We start from the raw sequence: 16,930 nt of genomic DNA, 5'->3' as shown, positions 1-16,930 counted from the left end.
CGTTCAGCCCGCCATGGTAGCCGCTGCGGGTGACAGTGCCGCGTGCGCCTGGGCGGTGATCTCCAGCGAGCGCAGGCGCAGCGCCGGGTCGTAGACGTCGCTCACCAGCATGAATTCGTCGGCCTGCGTGGCGGCCAGCAGCGCCTGCAGGCCCTCGCGCACGGTCTGCGGGCCACCAACCACGCCGACCGCGAGGAAGTCGGCCACGGCGGCGCGCTCCTGCGGCGCGAGGCTCTGCAGATAACCCTCTACGGGCGGCTGCAGCAGTCCGCGCTGGCCGGTGAGGATGCCCAGCACGCGCTGGTAGGTGCTGCTGGCCAGGTACTGCGCCTCGTCATCGGTGGGTGCGGCGATCACGGGCACGCCGATCACCACGTAGGGCTTGGCGCAGGCTGGCGAGGGGCGGAACAGCCGGCGGTAGATGTCGATGGCCGCGTGCAGCATGCGCGGCGCGAAGTGCGAGGCGAAGGCATAGGGCAGGCCCATCTGCGCCGCCAGTTGCGCCGAGAACAGGCTGGAGCCCAGCAGCCAGAGGGGCACCTGCGTGCCGGCGCCCGGCACGGCGGTGATGCGCTGGCCCGGCTGCGCGGGCGCCAAGAGCTGCTGCAGCTCGGCCACGTCGCGGGGGAAGTCGGCCTCGGTCTCCACGCGGTCGCGGCGCAGGGCACGCATGGTGGCGCCGTCGGTGCCGGGTGCGCGGCCCAGCCCCAGGTCGATGCGGCCGGGGTAGAGCTCGGCCAGCGTGCCGAAGGCCTCGGCCACCACCAGCGGCGCATGGTTGGGCAGCATGATGCCGCCCGAGCCCACGCGGATGGACCGCGTGGCCCCGGCCACGTGGCCGACCAGCACGGCCGTGGCGGAGCTGGCGATGCCCGGCATGTTGTGGTGCTCGGCCAGCCAGTAGCGCTTGAAGCCCAGCGCCTCCACATGCTGTGCCGTCTGGACGGCGACTTGCAGTGCCTGGGCCACGGTGCCGCCCTCGCGCACGGCCACGAGATCAAGCATGGAAAGTAAAGGCAGGGAATGTGCGGTCATGGCACCGATTGTGGGCAGCGGGTGAAATCCGTGCTGCGCCGCGGGTATGGTGGTGCAGTGGTCCCCGCATGGTGCATAGCGTTTTGCTATTGATATACTGAATTTGTTTTAAATCAACACACGAAACATATTGTCACTTTTAGCGTCCTGTGCGACGCTGCCAGGAAGTGATGCACGGGGCGTGCGGGGGGTGTCTATGGGGTTCTTCAGCCGTTTGTTTCAGCCGCGTGCCGACGGCCTGGCCGCGCCTGAGGACTGGACTTCGCTGCCTGCGAGCGAGGCCAGCGCGCTGGTGCTGTACGACGAAGAGGCTTCGCGGCTCCTGGCGGCGTTCGACATCGAGGCTGCCATCGTCATGCACGAGCGCTGGCTGCCCTGGCTGGCCCAAGCGCTGGCGGGCGCGCGCGACGAACAGCTGCGCCCCGAAACGGTGGTGGACGACACCTGTTCCGAACTGGGCCGCTGGCTGCACGGCAGCGGGCGCGTGGCGCTGGGGCACTTTCCTGCTTTCGACATGCTGATGCGCCGCCACCAGTACTTTCACCACCAGGCGGCCGTGCTGCTGACGCATCTGGCGCAGGGCGATCAATTGCGGGCCGAGCAGGCGTTCAAGAGCTGCCAGCATGCGTCGCGCCAGGTGGTGCTGCTGCTCAAGGAGCTGCAGCGCGGGCTGGACCACGGGAAGCGTCCCCCCCAGCCGATGGCCGCAGGTGAACGCTGAAATGCGCTATTGATATAGGAGCTACTAGCGCTTGTCTGTATTGGCTTTCAATGCAATTTGTATTGAAAACCCAGTCTTGACAAGCGCGCCGCGCTCCTGTTTTTGAAAGGCGCCGCTGCGGCCTGTCCGCTCAGTCGCGCGTCACACGCAGCACTTCTTCGCGGCTGGTGATGCCGGCGTGGATCAGCCGCTCGCCATCGTCGCGCATCAGCGTCATGCCGCCGGCCAGGGCCTGGGTACGCACCTCGGCCTCCGGGGCCTGGTTGTGGATCTGCGCGCGGATGGCGTCGTCCACTACCAGCAGCTCGAACACGCCGGTGCGCCCCGCGTAGCCGGTATGGCCGCAGTGGTCGCAGCCTGCGCCGTGGCACTCGCCGCAATATTTGCGCACCAGGCGCTGCGCCAGCACCCCCAGCAGCGACGAGGACAGCAGGAACGGCTCCACCCCCATGTCGGTCAGGCGCGTGATGGCGCTGGCCGCGTCGTTGGTGTGCAGCGTGGCCAGCACCAGGTGGCCGGTGAGCGAGGCCTGGATGGCGATCTGCGCGGTCTCGAAGTCGCGGATCTCGCCGATCATGATCACATCGGGGTCCTGGCGCAGGATGGCGCGCAGGGCCTTGGCAAACGTCAGGTCGATCTTGGCATTGACCTGCGTCTGGCCCACACCGGGCAGCTCGTACTCGATGGGGTCTTCCACCGTCATGATGTTGCTGCGCGCGGCGTCCAGCCGCGCCAGCGCCGCGTACAGCGTGGTGGTCTTGCCCGAGCCCGTGGGGCCGGTCACGAGGATGATGCCGTGCGGCTGCTGGATCAGGTGCGCGAGCCGCGCCAGCACCTCGCCCTGCATGCCCACGGCCTCCAGATTCAGCTTGCTCTCGCTCTTGTCCAAGAGGCGCAGCACTGCGCGCTCGCCATGGGCGTTGGGCAGCGTGGATACGCGCACGTCGACGGCGCGGGTGCCCAGGCGCAGACTGATGCGCCCGTCCTGCGGCAGGCGCTTTTCGGAGATGTCCAGGTCCGCCATGATCTTCAGGCGGCTGATCAGCGCGGCGTGCAGTGCGCGGTTGGGCTGCACCACCTCGCGCAGCGTGCCGTCCACGCGAAAGCGCACGCTGGAGTGGCGCTCGTAGGGCTCGATGTGAATGTCGCTCGCGCCGTCGCGCACGGCCTGCGTGAGCAGGGCGTTGAGCATGCGGATGATGGGCGCGTCGCCCGCGGACTCCAGCAGGTCTTCCACCGCGGGCAGCTCCTGCATCATGCGCGAGAGGTCGGCGCCTTCTTCCACCTCGCTCACCACCGTGGCCGCGCTGGATTCGCTTTGCGAATACGCCGCGCTGATGCGCTGTGCCAGCGTGGGTGCGTCCAGCGGCATGAACTGGTGTACGGCATGCTTGCGCAGCACTTCGGACAGCGCGCCGGCGTCCGGCTGCGGGCCGTGCCACAGCACGAGCTGCTGGCCGTCGTCTTCCAGCAGCAGCTGGCTGCTGCGCGCAAATGCGTAGGGCAGGGGGTGGCGCATGCGGCGGGCCCCTTACTGTGGGCTGTAGGGCGACTGGCCCATGCTGGGCGGCGTGGCGGTGCGCGCGGGCGGCTGGGGTGCGAGCGGCGCCAGCGGCGCAGGTGCGGCCGCGGGCTGCACGGGCGCGGCGGACGAGGCGGGGGTGGGCAGGGGCGGCAGCACCGGCGCCTCGGACACACCGCTCATCATCGTGCTGGGCGCGGGCTGCGTGCTTTGCTGCAGCGCGCGAATGGCCTCGTAGCGGTCCACCATCAGTGCGTCGCTGGTGGCGCTGTCGCGGATCACCATGGGGCGCAGGAAGACCATCAGGTTGGTCTTCTGGCGCGTGCGCTTTTCGTTGCGGAACAGCCCGCCCACCACGGGCAGGTCGCCCATCACGGGCACCTTGTCCTGGCCCAGCGCATAGCTGTCTTCCAGCAGGCCGCCGATCACGATCACGCTGCCGTCGTCCACCAGTACCGTGGACTCGATGGAGCGCTTGCTCGTGGAGGGGCCGTTGGCATTGGACAGCGTGCTCTCCGCGACCTTGGAGACCTCCTGGTACATCGTGAGCTTGACGGTGCCGTTCTCGTTGATCTGTGGGCGCACGCGCAGCATCAGGCCCACGTCCTTGCGCTCCACAGTGGTGAAGGGGTTGACCGCGCCGCCGCTGCCGCCGGTGTTGGCGTAGGAACCGGTCACGAACGGCACGTTGTTGCCGATGATGATCTGCGCCTCCTCGTTGTCCAGCGTGAGCAGGTTCGGGGTGGACAGCACGTTGGCGTCGCCCGTGTTTTCCAGGAAGTTGGCCAGCGCCCCCAGGTAGTACTTGCCGTTGATGCGCGGCGCGATGGCCAGGTTCATGCCGGCGGCCGGCTTGGCATTGGCGATGGAGGTCACGTTGCCGGTGGCCGCCGCCAGCGCCAGATCCAGGATGTTGCGTCCGGCCACGCTGGAGTTGTTGCCCAGCACGCCCAGCGTGCTGCCGTAATTGCCCAGCACGCCCTGCCACTGGATGCCGAACTCGGCCACCTTGTTGGCGCTCACCTCCACGATCAGGCTCTCGATGAGTACCTGCGCGCGGCGGCCGTCCAGCTTGTCGATCACGGCGCGGATCTGGCGGTACAGCGGCTCCGGCGCGCTGATGATGAGCGAGTTGGTCGTCGGGTCGGCCTGGATGATGCCGCCGGTGGACGGCTGGTTGGCATCGCTGCTACCGCTGCTGCCCTGGCCCGTTCCCAGGCCCGAACTGCCCAGGCCGCCGGCATTGCCGCTGGCATTGGTGCTGTTGCCCAGGCCACTGGTCTGGCCCAGGCCCGATGCGCCGGTCCGCGTGAGGCCGCCCGACAGGTTGCCGGTTCCCGTGCCGCCGCCGCTGCTGGTGCCGCTGCCCCCCGCGCTGCCCAGCGCTGCGCGCAGGGTGGTGGCCAGCTTCACGGCGTCGGCGTTCTTCAGGTACACCACGTGGATGTTGCCGCTGGCAGCGGAGCTGCCCGGCGCGGCTGGTTGGTCCAGCTTGGCCACCAGTGAGCGCACCAGCGCCACGCGCGCCGGGTTGGCCGCGCGCACGATCAGCGCATTGCTGCGCGGCTCGGCCAGCAGCGTGGTCTTGAACGAATTGTCGGTCTGCCCCTGGGCCACGCCCTGCGCAGTGCCTGTGGCAGTGGCGCTGCCGCCCTCGATCAGGCGCGACACCAGCGGCGCCAGGTCGGTGGCGATGGCGTGCTGCAGCGGGATCACCTCCACGTCGCTGGCGTTGGAGACGTCCATGGCCGCCACGATGCGCGCCAGGCGCTGCAGGTTGTCGGCGTAGTCGGTGATCACCAGCGAGTTGTTGCCGGGGTTCACGTTGATGGTGTTGTTGGGGCTGATCAGCGGGCGCAGCACCGGCACCAGGTTGGCCGCGTTCTCGAAGTTGAGCTTGAAGATCTGCGTGACGACCTGCCCGCCCGCGGGCGTGCCGCCCGCGCCGCCTTGGGACACGCTCACGTTGCCGGTCTGCAGCTTGGCATCGGCCTCGGGCACGACCTTGTACAGGCCCGCCGACTCGACCACCGTGAAGCCCTGCAGCCGCAGCGCGGCCAGGAACTGCTGGAAGGCCGCGTTGGGCTGCACCGCGTTCTCGGTCACCAGCGTGATCTGGCCCTTCACGCGCGGGTCCACCACCACGTTCTTGCCGGTGATGGTGGCCATGGTGCGCGCCACGGCCTCGATGTCGGCGTTGGCAAAGTTCAGCGTCACCGGCTCGCTGGGCCGCACACTGCCGGCGCGCTGTCCGGAGGTTTGTGCATGAATTTGGCTGCTAACGCCCGTCAATAAAGCGCTAGCAGCTATCAAATGAAGAGTGAACCGCAGGGAATGGCGGGGCAAGTTGGTCATAGGGTCAACCCACGGTGATGATGGAGCGCGCGCCACTGCGCCGCCCGATGATATTCAGAAGATTCGCCAGGGCCGCCTCCCGCCCGGGCGCGGCGCTGGCCTCGCCCGTGAAGCGCAGGCGTTTGCCCACCCACTGGCCGCTGCCCGACAGCAGCAGCGCGCCCTCCAGGGTGGACAGCTGCAGCGTGGGCGCGCCGCCGCCCTGCACCTGCAGCCGGTAGCTGCCCATGGGCCGCAGCGTGGACAGGCGCGAGGACAGGCCCAGCGCATCCAGCTGCACCTGGCCCTGCATCTGCAGACGCCCTGCGGCCCATTGCAGCGCGAACGCCTGGGTGCGCAGCTGCAGGCGGCCCTGCGGCTGCACGGTGTTCCAGGGGGTGCCCAGGCCCGCGAGCGCCGCAGCCGGCCACTGGCTCTGGCCATCGGCCACCTGGGCGCGCACGGCACCCAGGCCCAGCGCCACCTGCACCTGCAGCGGCGCGGTGGCGGGAATGCAGCAGTCGGCCGTCAGGCGGGCGCTGAGCCCGTTCCACGCGGGGCGCAGCTGCCACTGCAGCCGGCCGGGCAGGGCGGCCTGGTCCTGGCTGTCGGCGCCACCGGTCAGTACCAGGCGGGCAGAGCCGTTCCAGACGGTGCCGCGTGCCTGCTGCAGCTGCAGTTGCCCGCCGCTGGCCTGCTGCACGCCTGTGGCCAGCCAGCGCGCCGGGGCCCACAGCACCAGCGCGGGTAGTGCGCCCAGGCACAGGCCGGCCATGGCCCAGCGCCAGGGCGCGCGCGGCAGTGTCAGCGAAGGGGTCGGGCGCAGGGAGCGTGGCACGGGCAGGGGGCGTGGACTATTGCGGGGGCAGCGCCAGCACCAGCGTGCCGTCCCAGCGGACGGCGGCCGCGGCGGCGTTGGCGGGCGCGGCGCTTTGCACCAGGCGGGCTTCCAGCGGCACGGCGCGCGCGGTGCTGCGCGCCTGGTTCAGCCACTGGGCAAGGGCCTCGGCGGGCGCGCCCTTGAAGGTGACGGTGGCGCGGTCGCCCGCGACGTTCATCTGCGCGGCTGCGCCCAATTGCTGCGCCAGCGTGGTCTGCAGCGTGCGCAGGGCCTCGCCGCCGGGTGGGCGGGGCGCGTCCTTGAGCTGCAGCGCTTCGGCCTGCAGGGCCTGCATGCGCTGCAGTTGCGCATCCACGGCTGCGTGGCGTGCGCCCGAGCCGCGCAGCTGCTGCAGTGCGGGCGCCAGCAGTATCCACCACAGCAGGGCCAGCCCCACCACGGCCGCGGCGGCCAGCACCAGGGACTGTTCGCGCGGCGCCATGCGGGCCCAGTGGGCGCGCAGCGCGGCCAGCGCAGGGGGAACCGGCGCGGGCGAGGTCGAAGCGGTGCGGGTGTTCATGGGCGGTCCTCGGCGCGCACCAGCAGGGCGCCATCGCGCGGCTGCGCGCTCAGGCTTTCCGCGGCCAGGCGCTGGTTCATGGCGGTGAGTTCCTCGGGTGCCAGCTCCAGGCCCCGCAGGCGCAGTTCGCCATTGGCATATTCGATCTGCGTGGGCACGCGCGGCGGGGGCAGTGCGGCACCTGCGGCGGCCATGAGCGGCTCCAGGTCGCGCCGCGACACGCTGCCGGCGGCCTGGCGCAGCTGCGCCAGTTCGCGCTCCATCTGCACCGGTGCATCCACGACGACCTTGACGTGCGGAAAGGTCTGGGTCAGCGCGTTGCGCACGCCGGCCTGTTTGGCCGCCAGCGCCTGGCGGTCCTGCCACGCCCAGAGATTGAGCCCCACGACCTGCACCACCACGGCCACGGCCAGTGCCCAGCGCGCGGCCCGCCATTGGGGTGCGCGCGCAAAGGCGCTGGCGCCGCTGCCCAGCTTGCGCAGCGCGCGCGTGTGGCCGGTGCTGGCCAGGTCGAACTGCGCCAGGTCCCATTCGCCACGCGCGGCCACCAGCGCGCGCTGGCTGGCGGTGTGCAGCTGCACCGGGCGGTTCAGCAGCCGCTCGGCCAGGGCGGCCACGGCGGGTTCGGCGCGCACGGCGGGCGGTGCATCATCGGCGGGGCGCGCCGCCAGCGCGGCGGCCGCGGCCAGCGGCAGCACGGCCACGGCCTGTTGCGGCCCGTGGCCGGTCAGTACCAGTTGGGCGTCCTCGGGACTGCCGAGCACGTCGCATTCCTCTTGCCCGCTGGCGGTGGGGCCGGGAGCGAACTCGGGCACCACGCGGTCCACCGGCCGCCCCGCGGCTTCCAGCGCCTGCAGGGCGCCGCGCAGCCAGGCGCGGTCGCACACGGCCACCCAGGCAGGGCTGCCCGGCTGGGCGCCGGGCTGCAGCGCGAAGTGCAGTTGCGCGGGGTCGTCGAGCAGGTGTTCTTCGAGCAGTCCTTCCAGGACCGCGCGCAGCCGGCCGGCCTGGGCCGTCGCGCCCTGCGGCAGCGTCACCTGCTGCCATGACAGCGCGCGCGCAGGCACCACGGCCACGATCTCGCCGGCGCGGCCCGGGTCGGGCAGCAAGGCGGCGGTGGTGCTGGCGTGGCGGGTGGCGGTGTGGCCGTCGGCCGTGAGCGTGTAGCTGTATTCGGCGGCGGGCCCCGGCGTTCCCAGGGGCAGGGTTAGGACAAGGGTGCTCATGAATGGGTTAACAGACCATTTTAGGGGCGTGATGTGACGCTTCGTGCCAAGGCGGCCGGTCACCGCGCGCCAGCGGCCGCAGTGCCGGGAGCCGTCGGGCGCACGAGGCCGCCACGTTCGCGCCACAGCGTGCGCACGTCCCCGCGCTGTTTGTAGACCAGCGAGCGCTCTTCGACCACGGCCATGTCCAGGCGCAGTCGCCCGCGCACTTCGAAGTAGCTGGACGACACCGTATGCACCGTGGCCGAGATGCGGCTGGAGTTGCCCAGCAGCTTGGCGGCGTCGGCCTCGCTGCGGAAGTGGTTGGAGTCGCGTGCCTGCACCAGACGCTGCGCTTCGGCCATGTCCAGCCCGTCGGCGCTGGCCCACAGCACCACGGCGCTGGCGGTGTTGAGGTTGACCTTGGTGCGCACGGGCAGCAGCGTGACGTAAGGCGCGAGCGCATCCACGCTGCGCTGCGGCAGGCCCCACCACCCGAGTTGCGCCACGCTTTGCGGCAGCAGCGGCGCGGCGCTCGCGGTGTCACTGTCCTTGGCCTCGGCGCGCAGCATCTGTCGCGCCAGCATGTCCAGCTGTGCGCGCGGCAGCCCGAGGTATTCGAAGAGCCGCTGGAATTGCCGCAGCGCTGTGGCGTCCACCTGCCCCTCGTTGGCCAGGTTGCGCAGGTTCAGCAGGGCCTGCAGGTCGGTGATCTGGCCCGACAGGAAGGCGTTGGTGGTGTCGGTACTCGCGTCTTCCACCTGGGCCACGTTGCTGTCGGCCGCGAGGAACGTGGACAGGCGCGCTTCTTCCAGCGGCACCGACCAGGGTTCGGAGAGGTTGTCGGTGCCGTCGCCGCTGCGGGCAATGGAGTCTTCGCGCAGGATCAGGCGGGACCAGTCCAGCGCGCCGATCAGGATCCACGCCGACTGAATACGTGCGCGCTCGGCGGTTTCGACTTCGATGGCGCGCCACTGCTGCCACATGGCCGCGGCCGCGAACGTGGCGACCAGCGTCACGGTGAGCATGGCAGCCAGCAGTGCGGCGCCGGCTTGATGAGAAACACCCTGAGGGGCTTTGCGTCCACCCGCCGCTCCCGTTACGCGGGCGGGGCGGCGCCACCAGTGCGTCGGGGCTCTGGCACGGCGGCCCTCGCCCGGTGCGCGCCAGTCGCGTGTGTCGGAGGCGGCGGGCAGGGCGGCGGATAGCGGGCAGGAATCGGTCACGACTTGCCTCCACCCAGCAGCGGATTGGCCCAGTCCCGCGTGACCACGCCCGAGAGTGCGCCACCCGGCGGCAGCGTGAGTTGCAGGCGCACCCCCTCGGGGATGCTGGCGGCGGCGCTGCTCAGCCCGCCGACCGTGCGCGGTGCGCTGGCGCTGGTATCGGTGGACAGCGCATTGGCCCAGGCGCCGCTGCGGTAGTAGTACAGCTGCCAATTGGCCAGCGGCATCAGCACGGTTTCCTGTCGGCGCTCGGCCTCGCCGGGTGTGCGCGCCCACTGGGCTGCGCGCTGCCAGGCGGCATTCCATTCCGCGCGGGTGCGCACCGGGGGGGACTGCCAGCGCAGCCAGCGGGCGGTGCCGTCCACGCTGCGCCGCGCCCAGGCGACGACCAGCGCACCCTCGTCGGGCTGGCGCGTGCCGCGCCGCGTGAGGCGCAGCACCTGGCCGTCCCAGGCGATGGGTTCGGTATGGTCGATGGCCTGCAGGGCATCCAGGTCGGCCGCCCACTGGGCCAGCACGGTCTGCAGCACCAGCAGCTCGTCGGTGCGCTCGCGCGTGAGCTGCTGCGAGCGCGCCATGCCATCCAGCCCGCGCCAGCTGGCGATGGCGAGCAGCGCCATTACCGCGATGGCCACGAGCAGCTCCACCAGCGTGAAGCCGCGCGCTGCTTGCATGGGGGACTCTGCGCAAACCCGGTGCCGCGCTTGATCTGTCGGAAGGCCGCGGCGCAGGCCGTGCGGGCGGACGCCGTGGAGCTGGCTTTGCCAGGCCACGGGCGTCGTCCCCCCCGAGGGGGGAGGCGCGAAGCGACTCAGGGGGGGCATCTCAATACCGCCCCACGATGGTGGACAGCCGCAGCACGGGCAACGCGGCCTCGAAGACCTGCGCGTCCACGCGGCGGAACTGTGGATTGGGCGTGGGCGAAACCGTCACCGCCACGTCGTAGCGCCGACCCGCCTGTTCGCAGGCCACGCGCGTGTCGCCGATGGACGGCATCTGCGACGACAGGCGCACCCGGCTCAGCTCGTTCTCGGCGCACAGGTGGGCCAGCACCACGTCGGTCTGGCGCGTGGCGTTGCGCGTGAGGGCGGAGGTGGCCTGCAGCCCTGCCATGAGGGCGATGGCGACGATGCCCAGTGCCACCAGCACCTCCACCAGCGTGAAGCCGCGCGCCGCGCCGCGCCGGCGCCGCGTCCCCGTGCCCGTTCGCGCGCGGTGGCTCATGGCAGCGCCTGCACGGCAAACGGGCGCAGCCCGTCGGTGGCCACGCGCACCGCGCGGTCGGGGTGCGCGCCGCTCACGATCACCACTTGTTGCGGGCCGATGAGGGGTTCCGGCCCCAGCCACAGTTCCGCAGGGCCCTGCACGCCGGTGGCGCTGTCCAGCCAGCGGTTGGGCAATGTGTCGGGCGGCACGCCCTCGAAGCGAAAGCCCTGGGCATCGGCACGCCAGCGCACCGCCGCGCCGGAGGCGCGCGATTGCGCGCGCGCCGACTCCAGCAGCGCTGCCAGCCGCTCGCCTTCGCGCTGCAGTTGGGTGGCGCCGCTGTCGCGCAGTGCCAGGCCCACGCCGGCGGTCGCCAGGGCGATGATGGAAATGACCACCAGCAATTCAAGGATCGTAAAACCCCGCTGGGCGACGGCTGCGCGGCTTTGCCTGTCTCGCCTGCTGCGCAAGGGGCGGGGGGAGAAGAAGCCTGCGCGGCGTAGTGGCGCGGCCGGCCGAGGCCCCTGCGCGGCGTCCGCTGGGCTGGGGTGTACCCGTGTCATGCGTGGGATGGCGCCGGCGCCGGGCCCTGCGGCTTACTGCCAGCTGCCGATGTCGGCATCCTTGCCCTCGCCGCCGGACTGGCCATCGGCGCCGAAGGACATCACGTCCACCTCACCCTTGATGCCCGGGCTCAGGTACTGGTAGGGGCGGCCCCAGGGGTCGTTGGGCAGCTTCTCCAGGTAGGGGCGCCAGTTGTTCGGCACCGGGCCGGCGCTGGGCTTGGCGATCAGCGCCTGCAGGCCCTGTTCGGCCGTGGGGTAGCGCTGGTTGTCCAGGCGGTAGAGCTTGAGCGCCTGCATGATGTTGGTGACGTCGGTGCGCGCGGCCGTGCTGCGCGCGTCGTCGGCGCGGTCCAGCACGTTGGGCACGATCAGCGCGGCCAGCACGCCGATGATGACCAGCACCACCATGAGCTCGATCAGGGTGAAGCCCGCGGACAGGCGACGGCGGGCGCGGTGCGCGAGGGAGGAGGGGCTGGGCTGCATCTCGAAGCGGCGACTCGGAATGGACATATCCGGTCAATCATAATCGTGCAATGGTGACAAACACATACGGCCGCTGGGCCCCGCGCCTGGCCACGCTGCTGCTCTGGGCGCTGGCGGGCGCGACTGCTGTCTATTGGGGGTTGAAGCTGTCCGCAAGCCCGGCCGGCACGGCACCGGCTGCCGCGGCGCCCGAGCCGGTGGTGACCGACACGCAGGCGCTCGCGCGCCTGCTCGGGGCCAGCCCGGTGCTGGCGGCCGCCGAGGCGGCACCCTCCGCAGCCAGCCGCTTCGTGCTCATGGGCGTGCTGGCCGGCACGGCCAGCGGCGGCGGCGCTGCACTGATCGCGGTGGACGGCAAGCCGGCCAAGCCCTACCGCGTGGGCGCGAATGTGGAGCCGGGGCTGGTGCTGCAGTCCCTGGGCAAGGGTGCCGCGCGGCTGGGGGCGTCGATGGACGGCGCCACGACGCTGGCGCTGGAGATGCCGCGCAAGCGGCCCTGACCTGGCGGGGATCCCGCGCCGGCGGGGCCTGCATATCCGACGGAAGCGCCCATAACCTAACCGCGCGCCGGTGCTGCCTGCGGTCGGCCCTTCAGTGGCAGAAGTACCGTGGTCCAGGCGCCGTAGCCCGGAGCCGATTGCGGCCATTCATGGGACAGCGGCATGCGCGCGGCGCCGTGCGTCAGCAGCCAGTGCACGCAGCGGGCCACCCCGGCATGCGTGATCCAGACCACATCGCCACCGCCGGCGTGCGCCTGGGCCGCGGCCTCGTCCAGCACGGCGGACACGCGCGTGAGCATGGCCGCCAGGGGCTCGCCACCGCCGGGCGCATGGTGGCCGAAGCGCGAGGTCCAGGCGTCGATGTCCGCACGGGCGATGTCGTTCCACGCGCGGCCCTCCCACTGGCCGAAGTCCATCTCGGTGATGCGGGGCTCAGCCTTTGAAGCCAAATCGGCCCGCAGGGCAAGCAGGTCCTGCGCAAGCAGCTCACATCTTTGTAGCGGAGAGTGGTGCAGGGCGGCCAGACGGGGTGGCAGCGCCTGCGCCAGCAGGCGTGCGCTCTCGCGGCTATGGCGCGCGTCGGCGGCAACGTCCAGGCGGCCGTAGCACAAGCCGGGCGCCACCTCGGGGCGCGCATGGCGCACCAGCCACAGGCGCGGCGCGCTCATGCCGCCCGTTGCGCCAGCGCGATGGCCGCGCCCAGATAGAAGCCGATCTCGCCCACCTGCTGCGTGGCGCCCAGGCAGTCGCCGGTAAAGCCTTGCAGTCGACGCGCAAAGCGCCAGAGCATCCAGGCCGCGCCGGCGGCGCTGGCCAGCAGGCTTGCTATCAATACCAAAGCGCCCAGCGCTTGATATACAAGCGCTAGCGCCGGAAAACACCACAAGGCCGCGGCCGCCAGCGCGCGTACGGAGATCTGGTCCGCCAGCGGCTTGCTCTTGGACGTGGCCGTGTCGCCCACATGCGGCAGCGCGCGCACGATGACGAGCGGCCACAGGCGCGACAGCACATGTCCCCCGGCCAATGCCGCCAGCGCGCTGGACAAGCCGAGGTGGCCGAGCTGCGCCAGCAGGGCCACCTTGGCCAGCAGCGCCAGCACCAGCGCCATGGCCCCGAAGGCGCCGATGCGCGAGTCCTTCATGATCTCCAGCGCGCGCTCGGGCTGGTAGGCGCCGCCCAGCCCGTCGGCCACGTCGGCCAGGCCGTCCTCGTGGAAGCCCCCGGTCACCAGCACCGTGGCGATGGCGCAGCCCACCGCCGCCGCCAGTGGTGCAAAGCCCGCGCCGCCCAGCCCCAGCCACAGTGCCGCATAGCTGCCCACCGCCACGGCGGCCACCAGCCAGCCCACACCGGGGAAATGTGCGCTGCTGGCGCGCAGCATCGCAGGGCTGTAGCCCACCCACGTGGCCAGCCGGCCCGTGACGGGGATGCGCGTGAAGAACTGCACGGCCAGCAGATAGTGGCGCAGAGCCTGCATGAACACTATTAAATCAATAGCTGCTAGCGCTTGATGGGCGGTCGCTGGAGGCCAAAATGGCTTGCATCATGCGCCGTTGGCCTGCAGGAACAGGCGGTAGGCCGGGTTCTGCGTTTCCTCGACATAGGGGTAGCCCAGCGTCTGCAGGAAGGCATCGAACTGCGCTGCGTCGTCGGCCGGCACCTGCATGCCCACGAGGATGCGCCCATAGTCCGCGCCCTGGTTGCGGTAGTGGAACAGCGAGATGTTCCAGGTGGGCTGCATCAGGCTCAGGAACTTGAACAGCGCGCCGGGGCGCTCGGGGAAGGTGAAGCGCATCAGCCGCTCGTCGCGCGCCAGCGCCGAATGGCCGCCGACGAGGTGGCGCAGGTGCTCCTTGGCCAGCTCGTCGTGCGTGAGGTCCAGCGCCTCGAAGCCATGCTTGTGGAAGTTGCGCGCGATCTTCTCGGACTCGCCGCGGCCCGTGGTGGACAGGCCCACAAACACATGGGCGCGCCGCTCGTGGCTGATGCGGTAGTTGAACTCGGTCACGTTGCGCGGTCCGCCGGGCAGGGCCCCCACCACCTCGCAAAAGCGCTTGAAGCTGCCGCGTTCCTCGGGGATGGTGACGGCGAACAGGGCTTCGCGTTCCTCGCCCACCTCGGCGCGCTCGGCCACGAAGCGCAGCCGGTCGAAGTTCATGTTGGCGCCGCACAGGATGGCGGCGTAGGTTTCGCCCTTGGTCTTGTGCTTGGCCACGTACTGCTTGATGGCGGCCACGGCCAGGGCGCCCGCGGGCTCCACGATGCTGCGTGTGTCCACGAAGATGTCCTTGATCGCGGCGCAGACGGCATCGGTGTCGACGATCACGTAGTCGTCCACCAGGTTCTGCGCGACGCGGAAGGTTTCCTCGCCCACCAGTTTCACGGCCGTGCCGTCGGAGAACAGGCCCACGTCCGGCAGCGTGACGCGCTGATGCGCCTTGACCGATTGCGCCATGGCGTCCGAGTCGTTCATCTGCACGCCGATGACCTTGATGCCAGGGCACACGGCCTTGATGTAGTTGGACACGCCGGCGATCAGCCCGCCGCCGCCGATGGCGACGAACACGGCATCCAGCTTGCCGCCCAGCTGCTGCACCTGCCGCAGGATCTCCATGGCGATCGTGCCCTGGCCGGCGATCACGTCCGGGTCGTCGAAGGGGTGCACGAAGGTCAGGCCTTCTTCCTTTTGCAGCTGTGCGGCGCGTTCGTAGGCGTCGGAATAGCTCTCGCCGCTCAGCACCACTTCACCGCCCAGCGTCTTCACCGCTTCGATCTTGAGTTGCGGCGTGGTGGTGGGCATCACGATCACGGCGCGCGTGCCCAGCTTGCTGGCGCTCATCGCCACGCCCTGCGCGTGGTTGCCGGCCGAGGCGCAGATCACGCCGCGCGCCAACTGCTCGGGCGAGAGCTGCGCCATCTTGTTGTAGGCGCCGCGCAGCTTGAAGCTGAAGACGGGCTGCTGGTCTTCGCGCTTGAGCAGCACCTTGTTGTGCAGCCGCCGCGACAGGGCGCGGGCGGGCTGCAGGTCGGACTCCACCGCCACGTCATAGACACGCGCGGTGAGGATCTTTGTGAGGTAATCGAACGGGGTGAGAGGCTGGGTCATGGTGCAAACCGGCGGGCGGCGCTGCGGTGTGGACGGGGCGTCCAGGGCGCGCTCAGCCGGGCGCACATCATAGGACGGCGCGCCCGCAGGGTTAGGGACGGCTCACCGCAGGGCAAAAAAAAGCCCCAAGCGGTAAAGCCTGGGGCTGAATCCATCCTTTGAGGAGATGGAGGAGACAATCGGTGCGAACCCCGCTGTGCGAACAGTGCGAAGCGGGTAACGCATGGGCACATTGTAGCGCTGCGGTTGTTGCGTTGCAGCAAAATCGCACCTGCGTTCATCATTTGCTACAGATTCACCCCAACTTTTGGAGAAAAACAACATGGAATGCACCGTCAGCTGGACCGGCAACGCCGGCACGCGCTCCGGCATGGGCTTTGTTGCGGAGACCGGCAGTGGCCATGTGCTGGCCATGGACGGGGCGCCCGACGCCGACCGTCCCGAGAACGGCGGCCAGAACCTGGCCCCGCGTCCCATGGAGACCGTGCTGGCCGGCACGGGCGGTTGCACGGCCTACGACGTGGTGCTGATCCTCAAGCGCGGCCGGCACGATGTGCGCGGCTGCAGCGTGAAGCTCACCTCCGAGCGGGCGCAGGTCGATCCCAAGGTGTTCACCAAGATCCACATGCAGTTCACGGTGACCGGGCGCGGCATTCCGCCGGCGGCCGTGGAGCGTGCCATCGCCATGAGCCATGAGAAATACTGCTCGGCCAGCATCATGCTGGGCAAGACCGCGCAGATCACGACGGGCTTTGAGATCGTCGAGGCCTGAAGCGCGGCGGGACGTACTAGATGTAGTGTGCAGTCGTCGTCATGACCTTAGCGGCGGCTTTCATCAGCCAACGCGCCGGGGGCGGTAGAGGAAGGGCGCCCGCCGCCTGCGCCTGGGCCGCGTGGCGTTCTTCATCCCGCTGCATGCGGTCGACGATGGCGCGAGAGGGCAGGTCCGCCTCCGGCAGGCGGCGCAGGTGCCCTTGCAGATGGGCGGATACCTGCCGCTCCGTCTCCACCACAAAACCCAGACTGGCCTGGTCGCTGACCCGGGCCGCCACCAGGCCGATGGCGAAGGCGCCAGCGAACCACAAGGGGTTGAGGAGACTGGGCCGGCTCCCCAGGGCGTCGAGCCGCTCGCGGGTCCAGGCCAGGTGGTCAGTCTCCTCGCGCGCCGCGGCCAGGAGATCGCTGCGCAACTGGGGGTCGCGGGTCACGCACGACTGGGCCATGTACAAGCCCTGGGCACACACCTCCCCGACATGATTGACGCGCATCAACGCGCTGGAGAGACGCCTTTGCTCGACGGACAGGTCCACCGCAGGCAGGGAGCGTGCCGGTGAGGGTTCTCCCGCTCTCGGACGAGCGAACAAGGTTCGCAGGGCACTATCTGCGGCAATGAGGAGTGTGTCCATGGGTAACAAAAACGTTGTTTACGCGCACGTAATGGCGCAGGTAACGCAAAAAACCGTACGGTAAGTGCTTACTCGGAGCAACAATAAGACGGTTTTGCTGCCGTTTTGGCCATGTTGCGGTACAGCAACGAAAACCCGCTTTTGGCCCGATTCTGAGGGATTTCCTTTGCGAAACCTGGCGGGCTCTGTTGCAATAGGACCAACTTCCCCACCAGGAGGT

18 protein-coding genes are annotated in these 16,930 nt (G+C 70.2%); 3 read left to right on the top strand and 15 right to left on the bottom strand.

All coding sequences use genetic code 11. The features are described 5' to 3' along the window. Positions 1 to 3: 3 nt before the first annotated feature. Positions 4 to 1,035, bottom strand: coding sequence for an LLM class flavin-dependent oxidoreductase (locus tag BA022_RS11775; protein WP_088887597.1), 1,032 nt, complete (start codon positions 1,033 to 1,035; stop codon positions 4 to 6). 196 nt (positions 1,036 to 1,231) lie between these two features. On the opposite strand from BA022_RS11775, the gene BA022_RS11770 reads away from it, so the two are divergent. Continuing rightward, a complete protein-coding gene (locus BA022_RS11770) occupies positions 1,232 to 1,756 on the top strand; it encodes a CZB domain-containing protein (protein WP_088887596.1) in 525 nt (174 codons plus the stop codon). A 130-nt stretch (positions 1,757 to 1,886) separates the two neighbouring features. Here BA022_RS11770 and BA022_RS11765 read toward each other — a convergent pair whose 3' ends face one another. The 10 genes from BA022_RS11765 to gspG all read right to left on the bottom strand — a co-directional run bounded on the left by BA022_RS11765 (position 1,887) and on the right by gspG (position 11,698). Beyond that, a complete protein-coding gene (locus BA022_RS11765) occupies positions 1,887 to 3,275 on the bottom strand; it encodes a GspE/PulE family protein (RefSeq protein WP_047349121.1) in 1,389 nt (462 codons plus the stop codon). A 12-nt stretch (positions 3,276 to 3,287) separates the two neighbouring features. Further along, positions 3,288 to 5,633 (bottom strand): type II secretion system secretin GspD, encoded by a 2,346-nt coding sequence (gspD, locus tag BA022_RS11760; RefSeq protein ID WP_088887595.1) that lies wholly within the window; start codon positions 5,631 to 5,633, stop codon positions 3,288 to 3,290. Between the two features lie 4 nt (positions 5,634 to 5,637). After that, on the bottom strand, positions 5,638 to 6,450 hold the full coding sequence (gene gspN / locus BA022_RS11755) for a type II secretion system protein N (protein ID WP_088887594.1): 813 nt from the start codon (positions 6,448 to 6,450) through the stop codon (positions 5,638 to 5,640). 16 nt (positions 6,451 to 6,466) lie between these two features. Then, a complete protein-coding gene (gspM, locus tag BA022_RS11750) occupies positions 6,467 to 7,012 on the bottom strand; it encodes a type II secretion system protein GspM (protein WP_088887593.1) in 546 nt (181 codons plus the stop codon). After that, entirely contained in the window at positions 7,009 to 8,238 is a 1,230-nt protein-coding gene (gspL, locus tag BA022_RS11745; RefSeq protein ID WP_088887592.1) for a type II secretion system protein GspL, read from the bottom strand. The genes gspM and gspL overlap by 4 nt, the downstream gene beginning before the upstream one ends. 59 nt (positions 8,239 to 8,297) lie before the next feature. Continuing rightward, positions 8,298 to 9,245, bottom strand: a complete 948-nt coding sequence (gene gspK, locus BA022_RS11740; RefSeq protein ID WP_088887591.1) for a type II secretion system minor pseudopilin GspK — start codon at positions 9,243 to 9,245, stop codon at positions 8,298 to 8,300. Positions 9,246 to 9,439: 194 nt separating this feature from the next. Next, positions 9,440 to 10,117, bottom strand: coding sequence for a PulJ/GspJ family protein (locus tag BA022_RS11735; protein WP_012655658.1), 678 nt, complete (start codon positions 10,115 to 10,117; stop codon positions 9,440 to 9,442). A gap of 151 nt (positions 10,118 to 10,268) precedes the next feature. After that, the gene (gene gspI / locus BA022_RS11730) at positions 10,269 to 10,667 is read right to left on the bottom strand and encodes a type II secretion system minor pseudopilin GspI (RefSeq protein WP_088887590.1); all 399 of its coding nucleotides are present in this window, start codon (positions 10,665 to 10,667) and stop codon (positions 10,269 to 10,271) included. After that, positions 10,664 to 11,212, bottom strand: coding sequence for a prepilin-type N-terminal cleavage/methylation domain-containing protein (locus BA022_RS11725; RefSeq protein ID WP_012655660.1), 549 nt, complete (start codon positions 11,210 to 11,212; stop codon positions 10,664 to 10,666). The genes gspI and BA022_RS11725 overlap by 4 nt, the downstream gene beginning before the upstream one ends. A gap of 33 nt (positions 11,213 to 11,245) precedes the next feature. Beyond that, the gene (gene gspG / locus BA022_RS11720) at positions 11,246 to 11,698 is read right to left on the bottom strand and encodes a type II secretion system major pseudopilin GspG (protein WP_162844519.1); all 453 of its coding nucleotides are present in this window, start codon (positions 11,696 to 11,698) and stop codon (positions 11,246 to 11,248) included. 50 nt (positions 11,699 to 11,748) lie between these two features. Here gspG and BA022_RS11715 point away from each other — a divergent pair, with 50 nt between their 5' ends. Next, positions 11,749 to 12,198 carry a type II secretion system protein N gene (locus BA022_RS11715; RefSeq protein WP_011804128.1) on the top strand — a complete coding sequence of 150 codons (450 nt, stop codon included), beginning with the start codon at positions 11,749 to 11,751 and terminating at the stop codon, positions 12,196 to 12,198. Positions 12,199 to 12,254: 56 nt separating this feature from the next. Here the strand turns inward: BA022_RS11715 and BA022_RS11710 are convergent, their stop codons facing one another. From BA022_RS11710 to ilvA, 3 genes are all read right to left on the bottom strand, one after another. Beyond that, complete coding sequence (locus BA022_RS11710) at positions 12,255 to 12,866, bottom strand: histidine phosphatase family protein (protein ID WP_088887589.1); 612 nt, start codon at positions 12,864 to 12,866, stop codon at positions 12,255 to 12,257. Further along, positions 12,863 to 13,675 (bottom strand): adenosylcobinamide-GDP ribazoletransferase, encoded by an 813-nt coding sequence (locus BA022_RS11705; protein WP_088887588.1) that lies wholly within the window; start codon positions 13,673 to 13,675, stop codon positions 12,863 to 12,865. The genes BA022_RS11710 and BA022_RS11705 overlap by 4 nt, the downstream gene beginning before the upstream one ends. Before the next feature lie 66 nt (positions 13,676 to 13,741). Next, positions 13,742 to 15,304, bottom strand: coding sequence for a threonine ammonia-lyase, biosynthetic (gene ilvA / locus BA022_RS11700; protein ID WP_088887587.1), 1,563 nt, complete (start codon positions 15,302 to 15,304; stop codon positions 13,742 to 13,744). Positions 15,305 to 15,626: 322 nt separating this feature from the next. Between ilvA and BA022_RS11695 the strand changes: the two genes are divergently transcribed. Continuing rightward, complete coding sequence (locus BA022_RS11695) at positions 15,627 to 16,076, top strand: OsmC family protein (protein ID WP_011804132.1); 450 nt, start codon at positions 15,627 to 15,629, stop codon at positions 16,074 to 16,076. 16 nt (positions 16,077 to 16,092) lie between these two features. Here the strand turns inward: BA022_RS11695 and coq7 are convergent, their stop codons facing one another. Continuing rightward, complete coding sequence (gene coq7 / locus BA022_RS11690) at positions 16,093 to 16,710, bottom strand: 2-polyprenyl-3-methyl-6-methoxy-1,4-benzoquinone monooxygenase (RefSeq protein WP_047349133.1); 618 nt, start codon at positions 16,708 to 16,710, stop codon at positions 16,093 to 16,095. Positions 16,711 to 16,930: the final 220 nt, after the last annotated feature.

It is taken from the genome of Diaphorobacter nitroreducens, assembly GCF_002214645.1.
GTDB classification, from domain to species: Bacteria; Pseudomonadota; Gammaproteobacteria; order Burkholderiales; family Burkholderiaceae_C; genus Diaphorobacter; species Diaphorobacter nitroreducens.
Note: the sequence above shows the minus strand (reverse complement) of the source record. Positions and strands in the feature narration are given on the sequence as shown.

Bases quoted from the DNA above. Each gene is read 5' to 3' on its own strand.
- BA022_RS11695 (WP_011804132.1), top strand. From the start codon at position 15,627: ATGGAATGCACCGTCAGCTGGACCGGCAACGCCGGCACGCGCTCCGGC.
- BA022_RS11770 (WP_088887596.1), top strand. From the start codon at position 1,232: ATGGGGTTCTTCAGCCGTTTGTTTCAGCCGCGTGCCGACGGCCTGGCC.
- BA022_RS11725 (WP_012655660.1), bottom strand. From the start codon at position 11,212: ATGACACGGGTACACCCCAGCCCAGCGGACGCCGCGCAGGGGCCTCGG.
- BA022_RS11765 (WP_047349121.1), bottom strand. From the start codon at position 3,275: ATGCGCCACCCCCTGCCCTACGCATTTGCGCGCAGCAGCCAGCTGCTG.
- gspK (WP_088887591.1), bottom strand. From the start codon at position 9,245: ATGCTCACCGTGACGCTGGTCGCCACGTTCGCGGCCGCGGCCATGTGG.
- BA022_RS11705 (WP_088887588.1), bottom strand. From the start codon at position 13,675: ATGCAGGCTCTGCGCCACTATCTGCTGGCCGTGCAGTTCTTCACGCGC.
- BA022_RS11710 (WP_088887589.1), bottom strand. From the start codon at position 12,866: ATGAGCGCGCCGCGCCTGTGGCTGGTGCGCCATGCGCGCCCCGAGGTG.
- BA022_RS11715 (WP_011804128.1), top strand. From the start codon at position 11,749: ATGGTGACAAACACATACGGCCGCTGGGCCCCGCGCCTGGCCACGCTG.
- BA022_RS11735 (WP_012655658.1), bottom strand. From the start codon at position 10,117: ATGCAAGCAGCGCGCGGCTTCACGCTGGTGGAGCTGCTCGTGGCCATC.
- BA022_RS11775 (WP_088887597.1), bottom strand. From the start codon at position 1,035: ATGACCGCACATTCCCTGCCTTTACTTTCCATGCTTGATCTCGTGGCC.
- ilvA (WP_088887587.1), bottom strand. From the start codon at position 15,304: ATGACCCAGCCTCTCACCCCGTTCGATTACCTCACAAAGATCCTCACC.
- coq7 (WP_047349133.1), bottom strand. From the start codon at position 16,710: ATGGACACACTCCTCATTGCCGCAGATAGTGCCCTGCGAACCTTGTTC.
- gspL (WP_088887592.1), bottom strand. From the start codon at position 8,238: ATGAGCACCCTTGTCCTAACCCTGCCCCTGGGAACGCCGGGGCCCGCC.
- gspI (WP_088887590.1), bottom strand. From the start codon at position 10,667: ATGAGCCACCGCGCGCGAACGGGCACGGGGACGCGGCGCCGGCGCGGC.
- gspG (WP_162844519.1), bottom strand. From the start codon at position 11,698: ATGCAGCCCAGCCCCTCCTCCCTCGCGCACCGCGCCCGCCGTCGCCTG.
- gspD (WP_088887595.1), bottom strand. From the start codon at position 5,633: ATGACCAACTTGCCCCGCCATTCCCTGCGGTTCACTCTTCATTTGATA.
- gspM (WP_088887593.1), bottom strand. From the start codon at position 7,012: ATGAACACCCGCACCGCTTCGACCTCGCCCGCGCCGGTTCCCCCTGCG.